Annotated in this window: 16 protein-coding genes and 1 riboswitch; of the genes, 10 read left to right on the top strand and 6 right to left on the bottom strand. The window is 73.0% G+C overall.

Translation table 11 applies throughout. The features are described from left to right. Window positions 1-16: 16 nt before the first annotated feature. The gene (locus tag ASE27_RS18245) at window positions 17-1,180 is read left to right on the top strand and encodes a glycosyltransferase family 4 protein (protein ID WP_056653935.1); all 1,164 of its coding nucleotides are present in this window, start codon (window positions 17-19) and stop codon (window positions 1,178-1,180) included. Window positions 1,181-1,184: 4 nt separating this feature from the next. Here the strand turns inward: ASE27_RS18245 and ASE27_RS18240 are convergent, their stop codons facing one another. The 3 genes from ASE27_RS18240 to thiE all read right to left on the bottom strand — a co-directional run bounded on the left by ASE27_RS18240 (window position 1,185) and on the right by thiE (window position 4,349). Next, window positions 1,185-1,877: a DUF2314 domain-containing protein gene (locus ASE27_RS18240; RefSeq protein WP_056653932.1), complete on the bottom strand. Its 693-nt coding sequence runs from the start codon at window positions 1,875-1,877 to the stop codon at window positions 1,185-1,187. A 200-nt stretch (window positions 1,878-2,077) separates the two neighbouring features. After that, window positions 2,078-3,655 (bottom strand): glutamine-hydrolyzing GMP synthase, encoded by a 1,578-nt coding sequence (gene guaA, locus ASE27_RS18235; protein WP_056653929.1) that lies wholly within the window; start codon window positions 3,653-3,655, stop codon window positions 2,078-2,080. A 73-nt stretch (window positions 3,656-3,728) separates the two neighbouring features. Then, window positions 3,729-4,349: a thiamine phosphate synthase gene (gene thiE, locus ASE27_RS18230; protein ID WP_056654008.1), complete on the bottom strand. Its 621-nt coding sequence runs from the start codon at window positions 4,347-4,349 to the stop codon at window positions 3,729-3,731. Window positions 4,350-4,556: 207 nt separating this feature from the next. Beyond that, window positions 4,557-4,634, top strand: a riboswitch (TPP riboswitch). A gap of 6 nt (window positions 4,635-4,640) precedes the next feature. Here thiE and thiO point away from each other — a divergent pair. The 3 genes from thiO (at window position 4,641) to ASE27_RS18215 (ending at window position 7,259) form a co-directional block, all read left to right on the top strand. After that, complete coding sequence (gene thiO / locus ASE27_RS18225; protein WP_082609117.1) at window positions 4,641-5,951, top strand: glycine oxidase ThiO; 1,311 nt, start codon at window positions 4,641-4,643, stop codon at window positions 5,949-5,951. Between the two features lie 83 nt (window positions 5,952-6,034). After that, window positions 6,035-6,346, top strand: coding sequence for a sulfur carrier protein ThiS (gene thiS / locus ASE27_RS18220; protein ID WP_082609116.1), 312 nt, complete (start codon window positions 6,035-6,037; stop codon window positions 6,344-6,346). A gap of 76 nt (window positions 6,347-6,422) precedes the next feature. Next, entirely contained in the window at window positions 6,423-7,259 is an 837-nt protein-coding gene (locus ASE27_RS18215; RefSeq protein WP_157257704.1) for a thiazole synthase, read from the top strand. A gap of 86 nt (window positions 7,260-7,345) precedes the next feature. Here the strand turns inward: ASE27_RS18215 and moeB are convergent, their stop codons facing one another. Next, window positions 7,346-8,749, bottom strand: a complete 1,404-nt coding sequence (moeB, locus tag ASE27_RS21020) for a molybdopterin-synthase adenylyltransferase MoeB (protein ID WP_056653926.1) — start codon at window positions 8,747-8,749, stop codon at window positions 7,346-7,348. Further along, complete coding sequence (locus ASE27_RS18205; protein WP_056653922.1) at window positions 8,746-9,183, bottom strand: DUF3817 domain-containing protein; 438 nt, start codon at window positions 9,181-9,183, stop codon at window positions 8,746-8,748. Before ASE27_RS18205 ends, moeB begins: the two co-directional genes overlap by 4 nt. A 58-nt stretch (window positions 9,184-9,241) precedes the next feature. On the opposite strand from ASE27_RS18205, the gene ASE27_RS18200 reads away from it, so the two are divergent. The 3 genes from ASE27_RS18200 to ASE27_RS18190 all read left to right on the top strand — a co-directional run bounded on the left by ASE27_RS18200 (window position 9,242) and on the right by ASE27_RS18190 (window position 13,663). Then, a complete protein-coding gene (locus tag ASE27_RS18200; RefSeq protein ID WP_056653919.1) occupies window positions 9,242-11,104 on the top strand; it encodes an ABC transporter ATP-binding protein in 1,863 nt (620 codons plus the stop codon). After that, window positions 11,101-12,834 (top strand): ABC transporter ATP-binding protein, encoded by a 1,734-nt coding sequence (locus tag ASE27_RS18195; RefSeq protein ID WP_056653916.1) that lies wholly within the window; start codon window positions 11,101-11,103, stop codon window positions 12,832-12,834. Before ASE27_RS18200 ends, ASE27_RS18195 begins: the two co-directional genes overlap by 4 nt. Window positions 12,835-12,952: 118 nt before the next feature. Further along, complete coding sequence (locus ASE27_RS18190) at window positions 12,953-13,663, top strand: YceI family protein (RefSeq protein WP_056653913.1); 711 nt, start codon at window positions 12,953-12,955, stop codon at window positions 13,661-13,663. Here the strand turns inward: ASE27_RS18190 and ASE27_RS18185 are convergent. After that, window positions 13,644-14,621, bottom strand: a complete 978-nt coding sequence (locus ASE27_RS18185) for an SURF1 family protein (protein WP_235534258.1) — start codon at window positions 14,619-14,621, stop codon at window positions 13,644-13,646. The two genes, ASE27_RS18190 and ASE27_RS18185, sit on opposite strands and share 20 nt — an antisense overlap. A 243-nt stretch (window positions 14,622-14,864) precedes the next feature. On the opposite strand from ASE27_RS18185, the gene ASE27_RS18180 reads away from it, so the two are divergent. The 3 genes from ASE27_RS18180 to ASE27_RS18170 are packed head-to-tail and all read left to right on the top strand — an operon-like array spanning window position 14,865 to window position 20,916. After that, on the top strand, window positions 14,865-17,360 hold the full coding sequence (locus tag ASE27_RS18180) for a phosphoketolase (protein ID WP_056653910.1): 2,496 nt from the start codon (window positions 14,865-14,867) through the stop codon (window positions 17,358-17,360). After that, window positions 17,357-19,558, top strand: a complete 2,202-nt coding sequence (gene pta / locus ASE27_RS18175) for a phosphate acetyltransferase (RefSeq protein WP_056653906.1) — start codon at window positions 17,357-17,359, stop codon at window positions 19,556-19,558. The genes ASE27_RS18180 and pta overlap by 4 nt, the downstream gene beginning before the upstream one ends. Continuing rightward, entirely contained in the window at window positions 19,555-20,916 is a 1,362-nt protein-coding gene (locus tag ASE27_RS18170; protein WP_082609113.1) for an acetate/propionate family kinase, read from the top strand. The genes pta and ASE27_RS18170 overlap by 4 nt, the downstream gene beginning before the upstream one ends. Window positions 20,917-21,005 lie beyond the last annotated feature (89 nt).

Genomic DNA, 21,005 nt, shown 5'->3' with positions numbered 1-21,005 from the left:
ATGGGAGAATCCGGGGGTGAGGATCACCCATGTGACGGACTGCTACCTGCCCCTTCTCGGCGGCATCGAGACCCAGGTGAGCCGCCTCGCGGCCCAGCAGGCCGCGGCGGGCCACGCCGTCGAGGTGATCACCACGACGCCCGCGGCGCGGGGCGAGCACGGGGTGAGCACCGAGGTGCACGACGGCGTCACGATCCACCGCGTCGCGGCCCGGATCCCCGGTGGCTACCCCGTGCACCCTCGCGCTGCCCACCACGTGACGCGCCGCCTGCGCGCGTCACGGCCCGACGTCGTGCACCTGCACATGGGCGTCCTGACGCCGTCGGTGCAGGCGTCCCTCCACCCCGTCGCGCGGCTCGGGCTGCCCGCGGTCCTGACCGTGCACAGCGTGTGGGGCTCGGCCGAACGCTGGTTCGCGGCGCTCGACCGCGTCACGCACTGGTCGCGTCTCCCGATCCTGCTGTCGGCCGTGAGCGAGCTGACCGCGGCCCCGCTGCGACGCATCGCGGGGCCGGGCGTGCCCGTCGAGATCCTGCACAACGGGCTCGACCTCGACGAGTGGGCCGTGCCGCGCGTCGAGAGGGGCGCGCGCGGCGAGGGCAAGGCCGTGCACGTCGTCGCCGCGACCCGGTTCGCGCCGCGCAAGCGGGTGCTCCCCCTGCTCGAGTCGATCCGGCAGGCCGTCGAGCGACTCCCCCACGATGCTTTGTTCGCGACGATCGCGGGCGAGGGACCCGAGCTCGACGCGGCCCGACGGTTCGTCAAGGAGCACGGGCTCTCGTCGACGGTCAGCCTCCCGGGGCGCCTCGGAGCGCACGAGCTCAAGCGCCTCTACTCGCGCGCCGACGTGTTCCTGGCACCGGCGGTCCAGGAGTCGTTCGGCATCGCGGCGCTCGAGGCACAGGCAGCGGGGCTCGCCGTGGTGACCCGCAAGGAGTCAGGGGTGGCCGAGCGGCTCACGGACGGCGTCGACGGGCTGCTCGCCGCCGACGACGCCGAGATGACGGACCAGATCGTGCGGCTCGTGACGCAGGACGGCCTGCTCGACCGGATCGTCGCGCACAACCGCGAGGTCCGGCCGTCGAGCGGATGGCCGAGCGTGCTGGCGGACGTCGAGAAGGCGTACGAGAAGGCGGCGGCGTACCGCGAGGAACGGGTGGGGCGCACCGCGCGGGACTGACCGGTCAGCCCGTGGGTCGGGTGTCCAGGTCCAGGACGTGCCGGCGCTCGAACTCGACCCGGTCGCCGGCGAGCAGGCCCACGACGGCGGCCGGGTCGTTGTCGAGCACGCCGACCATGCGATCGCCGTCGACCTCCGTCACAAGCACCCACATGCGCTCCCCGATCCCCTCGTCGGGGAGGAACACGAGCTTGGCAAGGGTTCCGGGGATCACGCCCGACGTGTCCTCGGGGACCTGGTACGTCCGGGGGTGCTGCACGTTCCAGGCGACGACGTCGCGGAGCGACCACGGCTCGGGGTCCGGCCGTGACCCGGGGCCGCCGTCCTCCGGAAGGTCTCTCAGCATCCCGTCCTGCTTGCGGTCGAACGTGCCGTCGCCCAGCATCTGCTCCACGATCCGGGTGCTGTACGGCCCGAGGACGGCCCACGGCCCGACCGTGCCGACGCGGGTGGCCCGGATGGCGACCTGCGCCCGACGGAGCGGGAGCCTCGCGAGCCCGGGATCGAGCACGAGCACGTCCTGGAAGTGCACGAGCACGGGCTGTGACGTGTCGGGCTCGACCGCAGCGAGGTACGTCCATCCGTCGCGCCACCGGACGACCCGGGTCACCGGCAGCCCGAGCTCCAGGACCTCGACGCTCGAGACCACGAGCTCGTCGAGCGCGGGAACCTGCGACCGCCGGGAGCGGCCGAGCATCAACGGTCCACGACGAGGCGAGGGCGGGCTGCGCGAGGGTCCATGACGGGCAAGGTACCGCAGGACCGGCAGGCCGTCCGCATGTGGCGCGCTCCGCCGTCGGGCTCCCGTCCACCCCGGACGAGAACGGCCCAGGAACGCCGAAGGGCCGGCCCCGCAGATTCCTCTGCGCGGCCGGCCCTTCACGGCTCAGCGGGAGGTCACTCCCACTCGATGGTGCCCGGCGGCTTGCTCGTCACGTCGAGCACGACGCGGTTGACGTCCTTGACCTCGTTCGTGATGCGCGTCGAGATGATCGCGAGGACGTCGTACGGCAGGCGCGTCCAGTCCGCGGTCATGGCGTCCTCCGAGGAGACGGGGCGCAGCACGATCGGGTGACCGTAGGTACGGCCGTCGCCCTGGACGCCTACCGAGCGGACGTCGGCCAGGAGCACCACGGGGCACTGCCAGATCTCGTCGTCCAGGCCGGCCTTCGTGAGCTCCTCGCGCGCGATCGCGTCCGCTGCGCGCAGGATCTCCAGGCGCTCGGCCGTGACCTCGCCGACGATGCGGATGCCGAGCCCGGGGCCGGGGAACGGCTGACGGGCCACGATGACCTCGGGCACGCCGAGCTCGCGGCCCACGGCGCGCACCTCGTCCTTGAACAGGGCCCGCAGCGGCTCGACGAGCGAGAACTGCAGGTCGTCGGGCAGGCCGCCCACGTTGTGGTGGCTCTTGATGTTGGCCGTGCCCTCGCCGCCGCCGGACTCGACGACGTCCGGGTACAGCGTGCCCTGGACGAGGAACTTGACCTCACCACCGTGATCGCCCGCGTCCGCGACGATGTCGCGCGCCGCCTGCTCGAACGCGCGGATGAACTCGCGGCCGATGATCTTGCGCTTGGTCTCGGGGTCCGAGTGGCCCGCGAGCGCGGCGAGGAAGCGCTGCTTCTCGTCCATGACGACGAGCTTGACGCCCGTGGCCGCGACGAAGTCGCGCTCGACCTGCTCGACCTCGCCCGCGCGCAGCAGGCCGTGGTCGACGAACACGCACGTGAGCTGGTCGCCCACGGCCTGCTGGACGAGGGCCGCGGCGACCGAGGAGTCGACGCCTCCGGACAGGCCGCAGATGACGCGCGCGTCGCCGACCTGCTCGCGGATGAGCGCGATCTGATCGGCGATGACGTTGCCCGGGGTCCAGTCGCCGGCGAGGCCCGCGCCCTGGTACAGGAAGTTCTCGAGAGCCTTCTGGCCCAGCGGGGAGTGCTTGACCTCGGGGTGCCACTGCACGCCGTAGAGGCGACGCCCGGTGTCCTCGAACGCTGCGACCGGGGAGCCGGCCGAGGTCGCGAGGACCTCGAAGCCCTCGGGGGCCGCGTGGACGGCGTCGCCGTGGCTCATCCAGGCGGTCTGCTGGTCGGGCGAGCCCGCGAGCAGCGCACCGGCCTGGCAGACCTCGACGGCCGTGCCGCCGTACTCGCTGAGGCCGGTCTGCGCGACCGTGCCACCGAGCGCCTTGGCCATGGCCTGGAAGCCGTAGCAGATGCCCAGGACGGGCACGCCGGCGTCGAACAGCGCGGGGTCCACGAAGGGCGCACCCTGCGCGTACACGGACGAGGGACCACCGGACAGGATGATCGCTGCCGGGTTCTTGGCGAGCATCTGCTCGACGGTGAAGGTGTGGGGGACGATCTCCGAGTACACCTTGGCCTCACGCACGCGACGCGCGATCAGCTGGGCGTACTGTGCGCCGAAGTCGACGACCAATACGGGCCGGGGGGCTGAGGGGGTGGGTGTCACCAGCCCAGGATAGTTGGCTCGGCGCCGATCCCCGGCATCGGTCCACGACGTGCGACGGGGATCACTGCGCGCGTCAGGCGGGCAGCCGTCCGCGCAGCTCGCGAGCGGCCCGCTCGGGGTCGGCCGCGCCCGTGATCGCACGCACCACGACGATGCGCTCGGCCCCCGCGTCGAGCACCTCGTCGAGCCGCGCGGCGTCGACACCGCCGATCGCGAACCACGGCGTGGTCGGCGCCGTCGCGGCGACCTGTCGCAGCAGGTCGAGCCCGACGGCGTCGCGCCCCGGCTTGGTCGGCGTCGCCCAGAGCGGTCCCACGCAGAAGTAGTCGACCTCGGGATCCGCCTCGGCGGCCGTGGCCTGGGCGAGCGAGTGCGTCGAGCGGCCCAGCAGCGGGCCCGCACCCAGGAGCGACCGCACCGCGGGCACGGGCAGGTCGCCCTGACCCATGTGCACCACCGGGGCTCCCGTCAGGAGGGCGACATCGGCCCGGTCGTTGACCGCCCACAGCGCCCCGTGCTCGGTCGCGACGCGCGCGACGACCTCCTGCAGCTCGAGCTCGCGCGCGACGTCGAGCCCCTTGTCGCGGAGCTGGACCACGTCGACCCCGCCCGCGAGCGCCGCGTGCAGGAAGTCCTCGAGGTCGCCGCGCTCCTCGCGGGCGTCGGTGCACAGGTACAGCCGGGCCGCCCGCAGGCGCTCGACGGCCGCCGGGCGGGCCCGCCCGGCAGGAGCCGTGGGGCTGGTGCGCTGGGGCGAGGTGTGCTGTCGGGGCTCGGCGTCGCCGGTCGGAGCAGTGGTCACGGCGCCCAGGATAGGCGCGGCCCGCCCGGGACACGGTCGCGGCGCAGCCCGTGGGCACGCCCCGAGCGTGGCCGGCGTGCGTTGTAGGGTGGCCGCGAAGCACGGGAGCCCCGCACGGGGCTGAGAGGGCGAGAGCCGACCGTCGAACCTGATCTGGGTCATGCCAGCGAAGGGAGCGAGCGCATGTGCGCAGCCCTGTCCACCGACCACCCCGCCCTGCCCGCGCGTCCGCCGGGGCGCGACGGGAGCCTGGGGGGCGCGGCGCCGTCGGGCCCCGTGAGGCGCGTCGCGCCCGGCGACCGGACGACGATCACCACGCCCGACGGCGCCACGGACGTCCTCGTCGTGGGCGGCGGCATCGTGGGGCTCACCGCGGCCTGGCGGGCCTCGCGTGCTGGCCTGCGCGTGACCGTCCTGGACCCGGCCCCGGGCGACGGCGCGACCCACGCCGCGGCCGGGATGCTCGCGCCCGTGACCGAGGCCGACTTCGGCGAGGAGACCGCGCTGCGCCTGGGCGCCGACTCGGCGGCACGGTGGCCAGCGTTCGCGGCCGAGCTCGAGGCGGACTCGGGGCTCGACGTCGGGCTGCGCGCGACCGGCACGCTCACGCTGGCCTACGACGGCGACGACCTGGCGCTCGGGCGCCGCGTGCGCGCGCTCCAGGAGGCCTGGGGGCTCGACTCGACCGAGATCTCGGTCGCGGCGGCGCGCGAGCGCGAACCGCTCGTCGGGCCGCGCGTGGCCGGTGCGTTCTGGGCACCGGGCGACCATCAGGTCGATCCCCGCGCGGTGCACCGCGCGCTGACCGCGGCTCTCGCGCGGGACCCGCGCGCCGCCGTCGTGCGCCGCCGGGCGGTCCGGCTGCTGCGCGCGTCCGGACCCGGCTCTCCCGTGACCGGGGCGCTCGACGACGCGGGCGTCGAGCACCGCGCGGGGACCGTGGTCCTCGCGGCGGGTGCGGACTCGGGGGACCTGCTCGCGGACGTCCCCGAGGTGTGCGCCCCGACCCGTCCGGTGAAGGGGCAGACGCTGCGGCTCGACGCCCCCGCGTGGTTCACGCTCGACCACGTGGTGCGAGGGATCGTGCAAGGGCGTCCGGTGTACGTCGTACCGCGTACGCCCGGGCCCGGCGGGCACCGCGAGGTCGTCGTCGGCGCGACGAGCGAGGAGCACCCCGACGACCGGCGCGCGACCGCGGGCGGCGTCTTCGCGCTCCTGCGCGACGCGCGCGCCCTGCTGCCCGGGCTCGACGAGCTGGCCCTCGTCGAGGTCACCCCGCGCGTGCGCCCGGGCACGCCCGACAACCTGCCGTTCCTAGGGCCCACCACCGTCCCCGGCCTGGTCCTCGCCACGGGCCACTACCGCAACGGCGTGCTGCTCGCCCCCGTCACGGGGGCAGCGATCGACGCGGTCCTGACCGGCCAGCCGCTGCCGCCCGCGGTCGCGGCGATCGACCCCCTGCGCTTCTCGCCCACCCCTACCCCCGCGAGATAGAGGGCTCGCGTCGAGGTAGCGGGGTGGGGCCCTCTACCCCGACGGCACACCTCTACCTCGGCTCCCACCTCCCGGAGGACCACATGACCCACCCGACTCCCCCGTCCACGACGACCGGCGCGCGGCCGACGACCCCTCCCGCAGGCATCACCGTGCACCCGCGCTCGACCGCGAGCGCCCTCGTCAACGGCGAGCCCTACCCGCTCACCGCCCCCACGACCGTCGCAGCGCTGGTCGCCGCGCTCCTGCCCGAGCTCGTCGGGGACACCGGGGACGTCCCCCGCGGCGTCGCGGTCGCGATCGACGACGCCGTGCTCCCCCGCAGCACGTGGTCGTCCACGACCCTGCGCGACGGCGACCGTGTCGAGGTCGTCACGGCGGTGCAGGGTGGTTGACACCAGGCAGGACACGGACCGCGCACCCGACGACTCCCTGGTCGTCGCGGGCGTCCCCCTCGGCTCCCGCCTGGTCATGGGCACGGGCGGCGCGGCCAACCTGCTGACGCTCGAGGACGCCCTCGTGGCGTCCGGGACCGCGCTCACGACCGTCGCGGTGCGCCGCGTCGCGCGGGTGCGTCCGTCGGGTGGCGCGGGCGGCGACGGGGGTGCGGGCGAGACCGGCATCTGGGGCCTGCTCGACCGCCTCGGCATCCGCGCCCTGCCCAACACCGCGGGCTGCTTCTCGGCCAAGGAGGCAGTCCTCACGGCCCACCTCGCGCGCGAGGCCTGCGGCACGGACTGGGTCAAGCTCGAGGTGATCGCCGACGACGTGACGCTCCTGCCCGACCCGATCGGGCTCGTCCAGGCCGCCGAGACCCTGGTCCGCGACGGCTTCACGGTGCTGCCGTACACCAACGACGACCCCATCCTCGCGCGCCGCCTCGAGGACGTGGGGTGCGCGGCCGTCATGCCGCTCGGTGCGCCCATCGGGTCGGGGCTCGGCATCCTCAACCCGCGCAACATCGCGGCCATCGCGTCGGCCGCCCGGGTGCCCGTGATCCTGGACGCGGGGATCGGGACCGCGTCCGAGGCCGCGCACGCCCTCGAGCTCGGGTGCGACGGGGTTCTCCTGGCGACCGCGGTCACCCGCGCGGCCGACCCCGTGCGGATGGCCACGGCCATGCGGCTCGCGGTCGAGGCCGGGCGCCTCGCCGCGCTCGCGGGCCGCATCCCGCGGCGCGAGCAGGCGCTCGCGAGCTCACCGGTCGACGGGATGGTGGGCCGGACCGGGTCGGGCGGCGCCGGGCTGGCGGCCGGTCTCACGGGGGCCGGTGTGCTGGGCGGCGGGAACCTCGACCTGGCGCTGTGACCGGTTCGCCGAGGTAGAGGCTTCTCGTCGAGGTAGAGGCCTCTGGCCCTCTACCTCGACGGCAGGCCTCTACCTCAGCGGAGCGATCAGTACGTCGGGCGCCCCGGCTCGACGTCCCGCACCCACGCCAGGACCCCGCCCTCGACGTTGCGCGCGTCCACGCCCACCGCTCGTGCGAGCCCCGCGACCCGGTCCGACCGGCCCCCGACCTTGCACAGCACCGCGACCGTCCGGTCCCGGGGAAGGTCCGCGAGCGCGGCCCGCGCGTCCGGCCCGGCGTAGACCCCGCTCGGCACGACGCGGGCGCCGTCGATCCCGACGATCTGCGTCTCCCAGTCCTCGCGCACGTCGAGCAGCAGCAGGTCGTCGTCGGGGTCGGCGAGGCGGGCGGCGAGCTCGCGGGGGGTCAGGCTCGTCGGGGCCGGGCCAGCTCCGGCCGGAGCACCCACGGGGCCCGACGACGCCACGCCCGGCCCGCGGACCGGCGCACCGAGGACCGTGCCCGCCCCGGGCAGCCCGCGCCCGCCCGACTCCTCCGAGACCTGGGCGAGGTCGACCGCGAGGCGACCCTCCGCCGTCGGGCCCGAGAGGCTCTCGAAGAGGCCCCCCGCGACCGCAGGACGCGCCGTGCCGGCGCCCGCGGGAACCGGCGCCAGCCCGCAGAACGCCTCGTAGGCCTGGTCCCCGGACAGCAGCCCCGTGACGGGGACGCGCTGCGGGTCGGCACGGACCGTGAGGTGGCGCCACGTGAGCTCGAGCGAGTCGTAGACCGCGAGGCGTCCCAGGAGCGTGCGGCCCGCGCCCGTGACGAGCTTGACGGCCTCGGTCGCCATGACCGAGCCGATCGTCCCGCACATGGCACCGAGCACACCGCCCGTGGCGCAGTCGGGGACCGTGCCGGGGGGCGGCGGCTCGGGGAAGACGTCGCGGTAGACCACGCCCTCGCCCCCGGGGGGCGTCGCCCAGAAGACGCTCACCTGGCCCTGGAACCGGAAGATCGAGCCCCACACGCACGGGATGCCCGCGATCTCCGCGGCGTCCCCCACGAGGTAGCGGGTCGCGAAGTTGTCGGTCCCGTCGAGGACCAGGTCGTAGCCGGCCAGGACGTCCAGGACGTTGCCCGCGTCGAGGCGCTGCTCGTGCAGGCGGACGGTCACGTGCGGGTTGACCTCGGCGATCGCGTCCCGCGCGGAGTCGACCTTGGACCGCCCCACGTCCGAGCCGCCGTGGATCACCTGGCGCTGGAGGTTGGAGACCTCGACGCGGTCGTCGTCGACGATCCCGATCGTGCCGACCCCGGCCGCCGCGAGGTAGAGCAGCGCGGGGCTGCCCAGCCCGCCCGCGCCCACGACCAGGACGCGCGCGGCGCGCAGCCGCTGCTGGCCCTCGATCCCGATGCCCGGCAGCGCGAGGTGCCGCGAGTACCGGGCGAGCTCCTCAGGGCTGAGCGGCTCGGTCGAGGGCACGACCAGCGGCGGCAGCGAGGTCATCGTGCGTACTGCTCCACGAGCGCGTCGAGCTTGGCCTCGGCCTCGCGGTGGACCTTCTTCTCCAGGACGAAGGACATGACCGGCACGACACCGGCGAACACCATGCTGGTCAGGCGGCCCCAGCTCCAGCGCATCTTGGACCACAGGTCGAGGACCGTGACGAGGTAGACCACGTAGATCCACCCGTGCGCGAACGGGATCCAGCCGACGAAGCGCATCACGCCGTCGACGTCGACGAACGCGCCCACGCCGTACTTGACGATCATCTCGACGCACAGGATCAGGAGCATCACACCGGTGATGAGAGCCATCACGCGGTAGCGCGCGAGCGCACCGCGGGCCTTGCGGACCGCGGTGTCGACGACCTCCTGCGTGGGGGCCTGCGCCACGGCGTCGGAGGTCTGCTGCGTGCCGGCGGGGTCGGGCGTGGTCATGGGAAGGTTTCCTTACGCTGTGCGAAAATCCGTGGCTCGGTGTCGGTGGCCACACCTAATGTTAGTGACCGTGCGACCCCTCCCCCTCCCCGACCCGGGCACCCCTCCGCTCACCGGCCCTGGCGCCCTCCTCTGGTGGCTCGCCCGCCGCCAGTGGGGCATCCTCACGATCGCCGTCCTGCTCGGCATGGTCACGTTCGGGTGCCAGGCCGTCATGCCCTACGTGCTCGGCCGAGCCCTCGACGAAGGACTGAGCGAGGGCTTCGGCGCAGTCCTGCTGGGCTGGGCCGCGGTCATGCTCGGGATCGGCGTGGTCCAGGTGGCCGCCGCCGCGGTGGGGCACCGCTTCGACATCGAGAACTGGCTGCGCTCGGCCTTCACCACGTCGCAGCTCGTCGGGGACACCGTGGCCCGTTCGGGGCACACCATCACCGACGAGCTCCCCACGGGAGAGGTCGTCTCGGCCGTCGCGTCGGACGCCCTGCGCGTGGGCGAGGTCTACGCGATCGCGGCGCGGTTCGCGGGCTCGCTCATGGCGTACGCGGTCGTCGCGGGCATCATGCTGAGCACCTCGTTCCAGCTGGGGCTCGTCGTCGTCCTGGGCCTGCCGGTCGTCGCGGGCATCCTCGCGTTCCTCGTCAAGCCGCTCCAGCAGCGCCAGGCCGCCCAGCGCGAGGCCTCGGGCCGGCTCACGACGCTCGGCGCGGACACCGTCTCGGGCCTGCGGATCCTGCGCGGCATCGGCGGCGAGAAGGTCTTCACGGACCGGTACCGGACCCAGTCGCAGGACGTGCGCCGCACGGGCGTGCGCGTCGCGACGACGCAGTCCTACCTCGACGCGCTCCAGGTCCTGCTGCCCGGGCTGTTCGTGGCCCTGGTCCTGTACCTGGGCGCGCACGCCGCGGTGCGCGGGGAGATCAGCCCGGGGCAGCTCGTGGCGTTCTACGGCTACGCGGCGTTCCTGTCGTGGCCCTTGCAGATCGCGACGCAGACGCTCCAGGCCACGACGCGCGCGCACGTCGCCGCGAAGAAGCTCATCAAGGTCCTCTCGGTCGTCCCCGCGACGGGCGCGACGCCCGGCACGGCCGCGACGCCGCCCGTGGGCTCGGTGCTGGTCGACGACGCGAGCGGCGTCGAGCTCGCACCCGGCCGGGTCGTCGCGCTCGTGAGCGTGGACCCGGACGAGTCGGCGCGCATCGCCACGCGCATGGGCCGGTTCGACGACGTCGCGGAGGCGGGCACGCCCGTGCACCTGGGCGGGGTCCGGCTCGCGGACCTCGACAAGGACGTGGTGCGCGAGCGCATCGTCGTCGCCGAGGCCACGCCGCACCTGTTCTCGGGCGTGCTCGGCGAGGAGCTCGACGTGCGCGGGGGGAACCTCGAGGCCGAGCTGATGCGCGCCATCATGATCGCCGACGCGCACGACGTCCTGGACTCGGTCCCGGACGGCCTCGCGGGCGACCTCCCGGAGAAGGGCCGGTCCCTGTCCGGCGGCCAGCGTCAGCGCGTGGCGCTGGCCCGCGCGATCCTCACCGACCCGGAGATCCTGATCCTGATCGAGCCCACGAGCGCGGTCGACGCCCACACCGAGGCACGGATCGCCGAGCGCCTCGCCGAGGTCCGGCGCGGTCGCACCACGCTCGTCGTGACCGCGAGCCCGCTCGTGCTCGACCACGTGGACGACGTCCTGTTCGTCGAGGACGGCCGCGTCGTGACCCACGGGACGCACCGCGAGCTCCTGCACCGCCCGCGCGGCGCGCACCAGGGCGAGCAGGCCGCGCGCTACCGCGCCGTCGTCGGGCGCTCGATGGACGAGCCCGCGGCCGCGCCGCCCGGCGAGGTCGCCGAGGACGCGCACGGGACCGACCACCTGACCTCGAGCTCCCCCGAGCTCTCCGACGCCTCGAAGGGCGTGTCATGAAGCTGCCCATCGCCGACGGCCCCACCGTCCGCAAGCACACCGCCTACCTGGTCCGCGAGCACCGCGGGACGCTGATCGGGCTCGCGGTCCTGCACACCGTCGCGGCGGTCGCGGGGCTCGCGGGCCCGTGGATCCTGGGCAGGCTCGTCGACGCGGTCACCCAGGGCACCACGGCCACCTACGTGAACCAGGTCATCGCGATCGGCGTGGTCGCGGTCATCGTCCAGGCCGTGCTCATCCGCTACGCCCAGAAGGCCTCGATGATCTTCGGTGAGGCCGTCTTCGCCGAGCTCCGCGAGGACTTCCTCGAGACCGTCACGACCCTGCCGCTGTCGACCGTCGAGCGCGCGGGCACGGGCGACCTCGTCGCGCGCACCACGAACGACGTCAACCGCATCCAGCACGCCGTCCGGTTCGGCGTCCCGCGCCTGATCGTCGCGGTCGTGACCATCCTGCTCACGGTCGTCGCGAGCCTGCTCACGTCGCCGCTCGTCGCGGTCTCGCTGTTCGTCGGCGTGCCGCTCATGGTCGTCGTCTCCCGCTGGTACCTGCGCCGGGCCTCTCCGGGCTACCAGCGCGAGTCCGCGGCCTACGCGGCACTCAACGGCACCATCACCGAGTCGGTCGAGGGTGCGCGGACGGTCGACGCCCTGCGGCTGGGCGCACGCCGTCGGGCACGGGTCCAGGCGGACCTGCAGGAGGCCTTCGCCGCCGAGAGGTACACGCTGAACCTGCGGACCGTGCTGTTCCCCGCGGTCGACTTCACGTTCGTCCTCGCGCCCGTCGCGGTCATCGTGTGGGGCGGCTACATGATCTCCACGGGGCACGCGACGCTCGGCGCCGTGACGACCATCGCGATGTACGCGTTCCAGCTCGCGGGGCCCGTGTGGGAGCTCATCTTCTGGCTCGACGAGATCCAGGTCGCGGCGACGTCGCTCGCCCGCATCGTGGGCGTCAAGCTCGTCGACAGCGACCGCGAGGCTGGGGACGACGTCCCCGCCGACGAGCACGTCGTGGCGCGAGACGTCGAGTACGCGTACCGCGCGGGGCACAACGTGCTGCACGGGATCGACCTGGACCTTCGCGTCGGTGAGCGCCTGGCCGTGGTCGGCCCCTCGGGCGCGGGCAAGTCGACCCTGGGCCGCATGCTCGCGGGCATCCACCCACCCACGGGTGGGTCGGTGCAGGTGGGCGGTGTCGACCTGGTCGACCTGCCGCTCGACGACCTGCGCCGCCACGTCGCCCTGGTCACCCAGGAGCACCACGTGTTCGTGGGCTCGCTCGCGGACAACCTCCGCCTGGCCGACGAGGGAGCGGACGACGAGCAGCTGCTCGCCGCGCTGGCCGCGGTCGACGCCCGCGGGTGGGTCGAGTCGCTCCCCGAGGGCCTCGCGACCGAGGTCGGCTCGGGCGGCCACGTCCTGACCCCGGCGCAGGCCCAGCAGGTCGCGCTCGCCCGGCTCGTGCTGCTCGACCCGCACACGCTGATCCTCGACGAGGCGACCTCGCTGCTCGACCCGCGGGCGGCCCGGCACCTCGAGCGCTCGCTCAACGCGGTGCTCGAGGGACGCACGGTCGTGGCGATCGCGCACCGCCTGCACACCGCGCACGACGCCGACCGGGTCGCGGTCGTCGACGGGGGCCGCATCACCGAGATCGGACCGCACGAGGAGCTCGTCGCCGCAGGGGGCGACTACGCGCGCCTCTGGCACTCCTGGCAGCAGGAGTAGTCGGCGGGCCCGCGGCACGGCACCCGGGTTCACAGCGCTCGCGACGCCCTGCTCCCAGGCAATCCTCAGGCAACCCGACAAGGCTTAGTTGATCGTTCAACTAGGGAGTAGGGCTGCCATGAAGAAGACCGTCGCGCTGACCATCGGGATCGTGCTGCTCTGCGGCGCCCTGCTCCTGGGCGGAACCTGGGTCTACGCCCGCTCGCAGGCCGGGACCGAGGCCGCCCCGCTCGCCCTGACGTCGGTCGCGCCCAGCGCGTCGTCGGACTCCGCGGACGACTCGGGCGGCACGGCCGGCACGGCGGGTCCTGTTGCTGACGGCACCTACGCCGTCGACACCGGGTCGCAGGCCGGCTACCGCGTGGACGAGGTCCTCTCGGGACAGGACGTGACCGTGGTCGGGCGGACGAGCGACGTGCGCGGCGGGGTGACGATCGAGGGCGGCACGCTCACGGCGGCCAGCATCGAGGTCGACATGACGACCATCGAGACCGACGACTCGGGCCGCGACCGACAGTTCCTCGGGATCCTCGACACCTCGGCGCACCCGACCGCGACGTTCGTCCTCACCTCGCCCGTCGACCTGTCGGGCCTCGCGAGCGGCACCGCGACCGTCCAGGCGACCGGGACGCTCACGATCAAGGGCGTCTCGCACGAGGTCACCGTGACCCTCGACGCCCAGACCGTGGGCGGCGGGGCGCAGGTCAGCGGGTCCATCCCCGTGACGTTCTCCGACTACGACGTGAGCGCGCCGAACCTCGGCTTCGTCACGGTCGAGGACGCCGGGACCGTCGAGCTGCTGCTCGAGCTCACGCCCTCTGGTTCCTGACGGGGCCGTCCGGGGCCTCGCCGGCCGCCTCTCCCGGCGCCTCGCCTGCCGGCTCGCCCGCTGTCCCCCGCGGCGCGGCCGGCAGGTCGGGCAGCCCCGCGATCCCGCTCGAGACGCCGTCGCCGCGCTTGCGACCACCGGCCGCCTCGTCGCGGACCAGGCGGACCCACAGCAGGACCGCGAACGCCCCGAAGATCCACCACTGGAGCGCGTAGAACGCGTTCTGGACGTTGACGCCCGTGCCGCCCTCGATCGTGGGCCGGGGCAGCACCTGCGGGCCGCCCTCGGACGCCGCGAGCTGGGACGGGTCGGAGTCGATCAGGACGAGGTAGCCGCCGTAGATGGGGTTGCCCCACACGTTCGCGAGCGCCGCGGACGAGATCGAGTCGGTCTGCCCCTCGGGCAGCCCTCCGGTCCCGTCGGCCTCCGAGGCCTGGAGGTACGCGGTGACGCGCACCTGGCCGGAGGGTACGGCGAGGGCCACGTCGTCCTCAGCGTCCGCCGTCGGGACCCAGCCGCGGACGACCGGGACGACGGGCGAGCCGGACAGGTCGGCCCAGGACTCGCCGCCCGTCCCGTCGTCGGACACGCGCAGGGGCGTCAGGACGAGGAAGCCCGTCTCGCCGTCGAGCGCGCGGCCCGCGACCAGGAGCTGCCCCTCGGCCTCGTACTCGCCCTCGACCCAGACCTTGCGCCCCACGAGCTCGCCCGGGAACGTCGACTGCGGACGCAGGAGCTCACCGAGCCCGTCGGGCCCCTGGGCCTCGGCCTCCGCCTCGGCCTCCGCGAGGGCGTGCTGCTGGGCGAGCTCGGCACGCTCGTAGGCGCGGTCGAGCTGCCACATCCCGAGCCGTCCGCACACGCCCGCCGCGAGGAGGAAGAGCAGCAGGAAGCCGATCATGCGGGGGCTGCGGGCGACGGCCCAGAAGCCTGGGCGAGGGGAGGCCTGGTCGGACACGCCCCCACGGTAACCGGGCGCGAGTTGCCCCGGAGAATCCGTGCGGGGAGACGTGACCCACACCACTCCCGGCCGCGTCGACGACCCGATCGGGACTTCCTGACCAGCCGGTCGGGGACCTTCGTCCTTTTCTGCCGTTTCGGGCGCACCTCACACTCCGTGGGACCACCGAAACCATGCGTCACCCCAACCGATGGGGTTGTATGAAGGGGCCACCATCCCCCGGTACAGCTGGAGCGTGCGATGACTACGACCACCTCGCGTCCGACAGAAGGAACACCTTGGCGATCCGGTGAGGTCGTCCCTCTCTCCGAGGAGACCCTCGCCCGCGTCGACGGCTGGTGGAGGGCGGCCAACTACCTCTCGGTGGGGCAGATCTACCTGCTCGCGAACCCCTTGCTGCGCGAGCCGCTCGACCGGGACGACGTGAAGCCCCGTCTCCTGGGCCACTGGGGCACCACGCCCGGTCTCAACTTCCTCTACGCGCACCTCAACCGTGCGATCGTCGAGCGCGAGCAGTCCACGATCTACGTCACGGGGCCCGGCCACGGCGGCCCCGGCCTCGTCGCGAACTCCTACCTCGAGGGCACGTACTCCGAGGTGTACTCCGACATCACGCAGGACACCGAGGGCCTGCGCCGCCTGTTCCGGCAGTTCTCGTTCCCCGGCGGCATCCCCTCGCACGTGGCCCCGGAGACGCCCGGCTCGATCCACGAGGGTGGCGAGCTCGGCTACGCGCTCTCGCACGCGTACGGTGCGGCGTTCGACAACCCGGACCTCCTCGTCGCGGCGGTCGTGGGTGACGGCGAGGCCGAGACCGGACCGCTGGCCACGAGCTGGCACTCGAACAAGTTCGTCAACCCGGTCAACGACGGCGTCGTGCTGCCGATCCTGCACCTCAACGGGTACAAGATCGCGAACCCGACGATCCTCGGCCGCATCAGCGACGACGAGCTGCACGACCTCATGGTCGGCTACGGGCACACGCCCTACTTCTTCTCGGGCGGGTTCGACGGCGAGGACCACTACGAGGTGCACCGCCGGTTCGCGACCCTGCTCGACGAGGTGCTCAACCACATCGCGCGGATCAAGGCCGACGCCGCGGCGGGCAACGACGAGCGCCCGTTCTGGCCCATGATCGTGTTCCGCACGCCCAAGGGCTGGACGGGACCCAGGTCCATCGACGGCAAGAAGACCGAGGACTCCTGGCGCTCGCACCAGGTGCCGCTCGCGAGCGCGCGCGACACCCCCGAGCACCTCCAGGACCTCAAGGACTGGCTCGACTCCTACCGGGTCCACGAGCTGTTCGACGACAAGGGCCGGCTCGACGCCGACATCGCGCAGCTCGCCCCGCGCGGCACGCTGCGCATGAGCGACAACCCGCACACCAACGGTGGCCTGCTCCTCAAGGACCTGCGCCTGCCCGACTTCCGCGACTACGGCGTCGAGGTCACGGCCCCCGGCGCGGGCCTCTCCGAGGCGACCAGGGTCCTGGGGCAGTGGCTGACCGACGTGGTCCGCCTCAACCCGGACAACTTCCGGATCTTCGGACCGGACGAGACAGCGTCCAACCGCCTCCAGGCGGTCTACGAGGTCACGGACAAGCAGTGGAACGCCGAGTTCTTCGGGCCCGACGTCGACGAGCACCTCGCGCGCGCGGGTCGCGTCATGGAGATGCTCTCCGAGCACCAGTGCCAGGGCTGGCTCGAGGGGTACCTCCTCACGGGGCGCCACGGGCTCTTCTCGTGCTACGAGGCCTTCATCCACATCATCGACTCGATGTTCAACCAGCACGCCAAGTGGCTCAAGGTCACCAACGACATCCCGTGGCGCCGACCCATCGCGAGCCTCAACTACCTGCTCTCGAGCCACGTGTGGCGCCAGGACCACAACGGGTTCAGCCACCAGGACCCCGGCTTCATCGACCACGTGGTCAACAAGAAGGCCGAGATCGTCCGCGTCTACCTGCCGCCGGACGCCAACACGCTGCTCTCGACCTACGACCACTGCCTGCGCTCGCGCCAGTACGTGAACGTCGTGGTCGCGGGCAAGCAGCCGGCGCCGAACTTCCTGACCATGGACCAGGCCGTGGCGCACTGCACGCGCGGCCTGGGCATCTGGGAGTGGGCGGGCACCGAGGTCCCGGGCGAGGACCCGGACGTGGTGCTCGGCTGCGCCGGGGACGTCCCCACGCTCGAGACCCTGGCCGCGGCAGACCTGCTGCGCCAGCACCTGCCCGAGCTCAAGGTCCGCGTGGTCAACGTCGTGGACCTCATGCGCCTGCAGGACGAGAAGGAGCACCCGCACGGGCTCTCCGACCGCGACTTCGACACGCTGTTCACCACGGACAAGCCGGTCGTGTTCGCGTACCACGGCTACCCGTGGCTCATCCACCGCCTGACCTACCGCCGCAACGGGCACGAGAACATCCACGTGCGCGGCTACAAGGAGGAGGGCACCACCACCACACCGTTCGACATGGTCATGCTCAACGACCTCGACCGGTTCCACCTGGTGATCGACGTGATCGACCGCGTGCCCTCGCTGCGGTCGAAGGCGGCCGGGCTGCGCCAGAAGATGGTGGACGCTCGTCTCGAGGCTCGTCAGTACACGAGGGAGCACGGCGAGGACATCCCCTCGGTCCGTGACTGGGTGTGGCCCGACGCGGGCGACACCGCAACTGCAGAAGGCGGGCCGGCGTACGACGCGGCCGCCGCTACCGGAGGCGACAACGAGTGACCAGCACCGCCCGATCCATCTACCTCGCCTCACCCGAGGGTGAGACGGGGAAGTCGACGATCGCCCTGGGAGTCCTCGACCTGCTGACCCGCAGGGTCCAGCGGGTCGGGGTCTTCCGCCCCGTGACCAGGACCTCGCCCAGCGCCTTCACGGGGGCGACGGTCCCCGTCGAGGCCGTGGGCGCCCCGGGTGGGTCCGCACCGGCCGACGCCGGCTCACGCGAGCAGGACCGCGACTACGTGCTCGAGCTCCTGCTCGCGCACGACGGCGTCGACCTCACCTACGAGGAGGCCATGGGCGTCACGTACGACGACGTCCACGCCGACCCCGAGGCCGCGCTCGCGCAGATCGTCTCGCGCTACCACGAGGTCGCCAAGCAGTGCGACTTCGTGGTCGTCGTCGGGACGGACTACACCGACGTCGCGGGACCGACCGAGCTCGCGTTCAACGCGCGGATCGCCGCCAACCTGGGAGCCCCCGTGCTCCTGGTCGTCTCGGGCCGCGAGCGCTCCCCCGAGGCCATCGCGAACCTCATCGAGGTCAGCGTGTCCGAGCTGCGCTCGAACCACGCCCAGCCCATCGCGGTCATCGCGAACCGCTGCCTGCCGGCCAGCATCGAGGACGTGCGCGCCCAGCTGGCCACGCTGTCGTCGGGCACGCTGCCCGGCTGGGCCATCCCCGAGGACCCGTTCCTCAACGCGCCCACCGTGGCCGCGCTCATGGAGGCCGTGGGCGGCGAGCTCGCCCTGGGCGACCCCGAGCTGCTCGGCCGCGAGGTGCTCGACGTGCTCGTGGGCGCCATGTCGCTCGAGCACCTGCTCGACAAGCTGGTCGACGGCGCCGTGGTCATCACGCCCGGCGACCGCAGCGACATCCTCATCGGGCTGCTCGCTGCCCAGCAGGCGCGCAACTTCCCGTCGCTCGCGGGCATCATCCTCAACGGCGGGTTCTACCCGCCCGACTCGACCGGGCGCCTCGTCGAGGCCCTCGACCCGAGCCTGCCGATCATCCGCACGGACCTGGGGACGTTCCGCTCGGCGAGCGCCGCGTCGCGCGCGCGAGGCCGGGTGTCCAAGGAGTCGCAGCGCAAGGTCGACACCGCGCTCGCGCTGTTCGAGCAGAACGTCGACGGCGCGGCGCTCCTCGCGGGGCTCGACGTCCCGCGCCCGGAGGTCGTCACGCCGCTCATGTTCGAGTACGAGCTCCTGTCACGGGCCCGCGCGGACCGCAAGAACATCGTGCTCCCCGAGGGCGAGGACGACCGCATCCTGCGCGCGGCCTCGACGCTCCTGGGCCGTCAGGTCGCGGACCTCACGATCCTGGGCGACGAGCAGTCGATCCGGGCGCGCGCGACCGAGCTGGGCCTCGACATCGACGCCGCGACCGTGATCGACCCGCACGACCCCGAGCTCGTCGAACGGTTCGCCGAGGAGTACACGCGGCTGCGCGCCCACAAGGGCATGACGGTCGAGCGGGCACGCGAGATCGTGCCGGACGTGTCCTACTTCGGCACCATGATGGTCCACCTCGGCCTGGCCGACGGCATGGTCTCGGGCGCCCGGCACACCACGGCGCACACCATCAAGCCGTCGTTCGAGATCATCAAGACCGTCCCGGGCGTCTCGGTCGTCTCGTCGGTGTTCCTCATGTGCCTCGAGGACCGGGTCCTGGTCTACGGCGACTGCGCCGTGAACCCCGACCCGACCGACACGCAGCTCGCGGACATCGCCATCTCGTCCGCGGCCACGGCGCTGCAGTTCGGGATCGACCAGCGCGTCGCGATGCTGTCCTACTCGACGGGCGAGTCCGGCTCGGGCGTCGACGTCGACAAGGTGCGCTCGGCGACCGAGCTGGTCCGCAGCCGTCGCCCCGACCTGTTCGTCGAGGGCCCCATCCAGTACGACGCCGCGGTGGACGCCTCGGTGGCGGCCTCCAAGATGCCGGGCTCGGACGTGGCCGGCAAGGCGACCGTCTTCATCTTCCCGGACCTCAACACGGGCAACAACACCTACAAGGCCGTGCAGCGCTCGGCCGGAGCGGTGGCCGTGGGACCGGTCCTGCAGGGCCTCAACAAGCCCGTGAACGACCTCTCGCGCGGTGCCCTGGTCCAGGACATCGTCAACACCGTGGCCATCACGGCCATCCAGGCACAGGCAGGGTCGACCGCCCTGACCAGCACGAACGGAGCATCCGCATGACCGTCCTCCCGGAGCACGAGCGCACCAACCCGTACTCGGCGTACGGCGCGCACGGCTCGGTGCTCGTGATGAACTCGGGCTCGTCCTCGCTCAAGTACCAGCTGGTCAACCCGGTGGGCGGCGAGGCCATCGCCGCCGGGACGATCGAGCGCATCGGCGAGTCGAGCGGGGTCATCAAGCACCGCTTCGCGGGGAACACGACGACGCGCGAGGAGCACGTCGCGGACCACGGCGAGGCGCTGCGCATCGCGCTCTCGCTCTTCGACGAGGTCGGGCCGCGGCTCGCGGACGCCAACGTCTACGCCGTGGGGCACCGCGTGGTGCACGGCGGCGCGACGTTCTCGCGTCCGGTCCTGGTCGACGACGACGTGGAGCGCCAGATCCTCGACCTGGCCCCGCTCGCGCCGCTGCACAACCCGGCCAACGTCACGGGCATCTCGGTCGCGCGTCGGCTCCTGCCCGACGTCCCGCACGTCGCGGTGTTCGACACCGCGTTCTTCTCGTCGCTGCCCAAGGCCGCCTCGACCTACGCGCTCGAGAAGGAGACCGCGGAGAAGTACGGCGTGCGCAGGTACGGCTTCCACGGCACGAGCCACCACTACGTGTCGGGCAAGGTCGCGCGCGTCCTGGGCCGCCGCCTGCAGGACCTCAACATCATCGTCCTGCACCTCGGCAACGGCGCGTCGGCATCGGCCGTGCGCGGCGGGATCGCGGTCGACACCTCGATGGGGCTGACGCCGCTCGAGGGCCTGGTCATGGGGACCCGCACCGGGGACATCGACCCCGCGGTCATCTTCCACCTCGCGCGCAACGCGGGCATGTCGATCGACGAGCTCGACGACCTGTTCAACAAGCGTTCGGGCATCAAGGGCCTCGCGGGGGAGAACGACTTCCGTGCGCTGCACGAGCTCATCGCGGCGGGAGACGAGGACGCCCGGCTGGCCCTGGACGTCTACATCCACCGCCTGCGCAAGTACATCGGCGCGTACATGGCCGTGCTGGGGCGCATCGACGTGATCGCCTTCACGGCGGGCGTGGGCGAGAACGACGACATCGTGCGCGCCCAGGTCGTCGAGGGGCTCGCAGGGCTGGGCATCGCGGTCGACCCCGAGCGCAACGCGGTCCGCAGCAAGGAGCCGCGCGTCATCTCGCCCGACTGGACGAGCACGCTCGTCATGGTCGTCCCCACCATGGAGGAGCTCGCGATCGCCCGCCTGAGCGTCGAGGTCGTCGAGGAGACCGAGAAGGCGGGTCGACCTGTCACGTTCCCGCCGGCTGCGCTAGCCTCCGAGACGGTGGCCACCGAGGTCCCGGCCGAGGACGGCGCGTCCGAGCCGACCCTCGCCGAGGAGAGCTGACCTCACCACCCCGCTGACGCCGTCGGGCAGGGAGCACCGCCCGACGACGACAGTGCACCGGCACGGCACTGCCGGCGCACGACCCGAGC

Source organism: Oerskovia sp. Root918 (assembly GCF_001428945.1).
In the GTDB taxonomy this organism is placed as follows: domain Bacteria; phylum Actinomycetota; class Actinomycetes; order Actinomycetales; family Cellulomonadaceae; genus Oerskovia; species Oerskovia enterophila.
The sequence above is the reverse complement of the archived record's forward strand: the minus strand, read 5'-3'. Positions and strand labels throughout refer to the sequence as shown.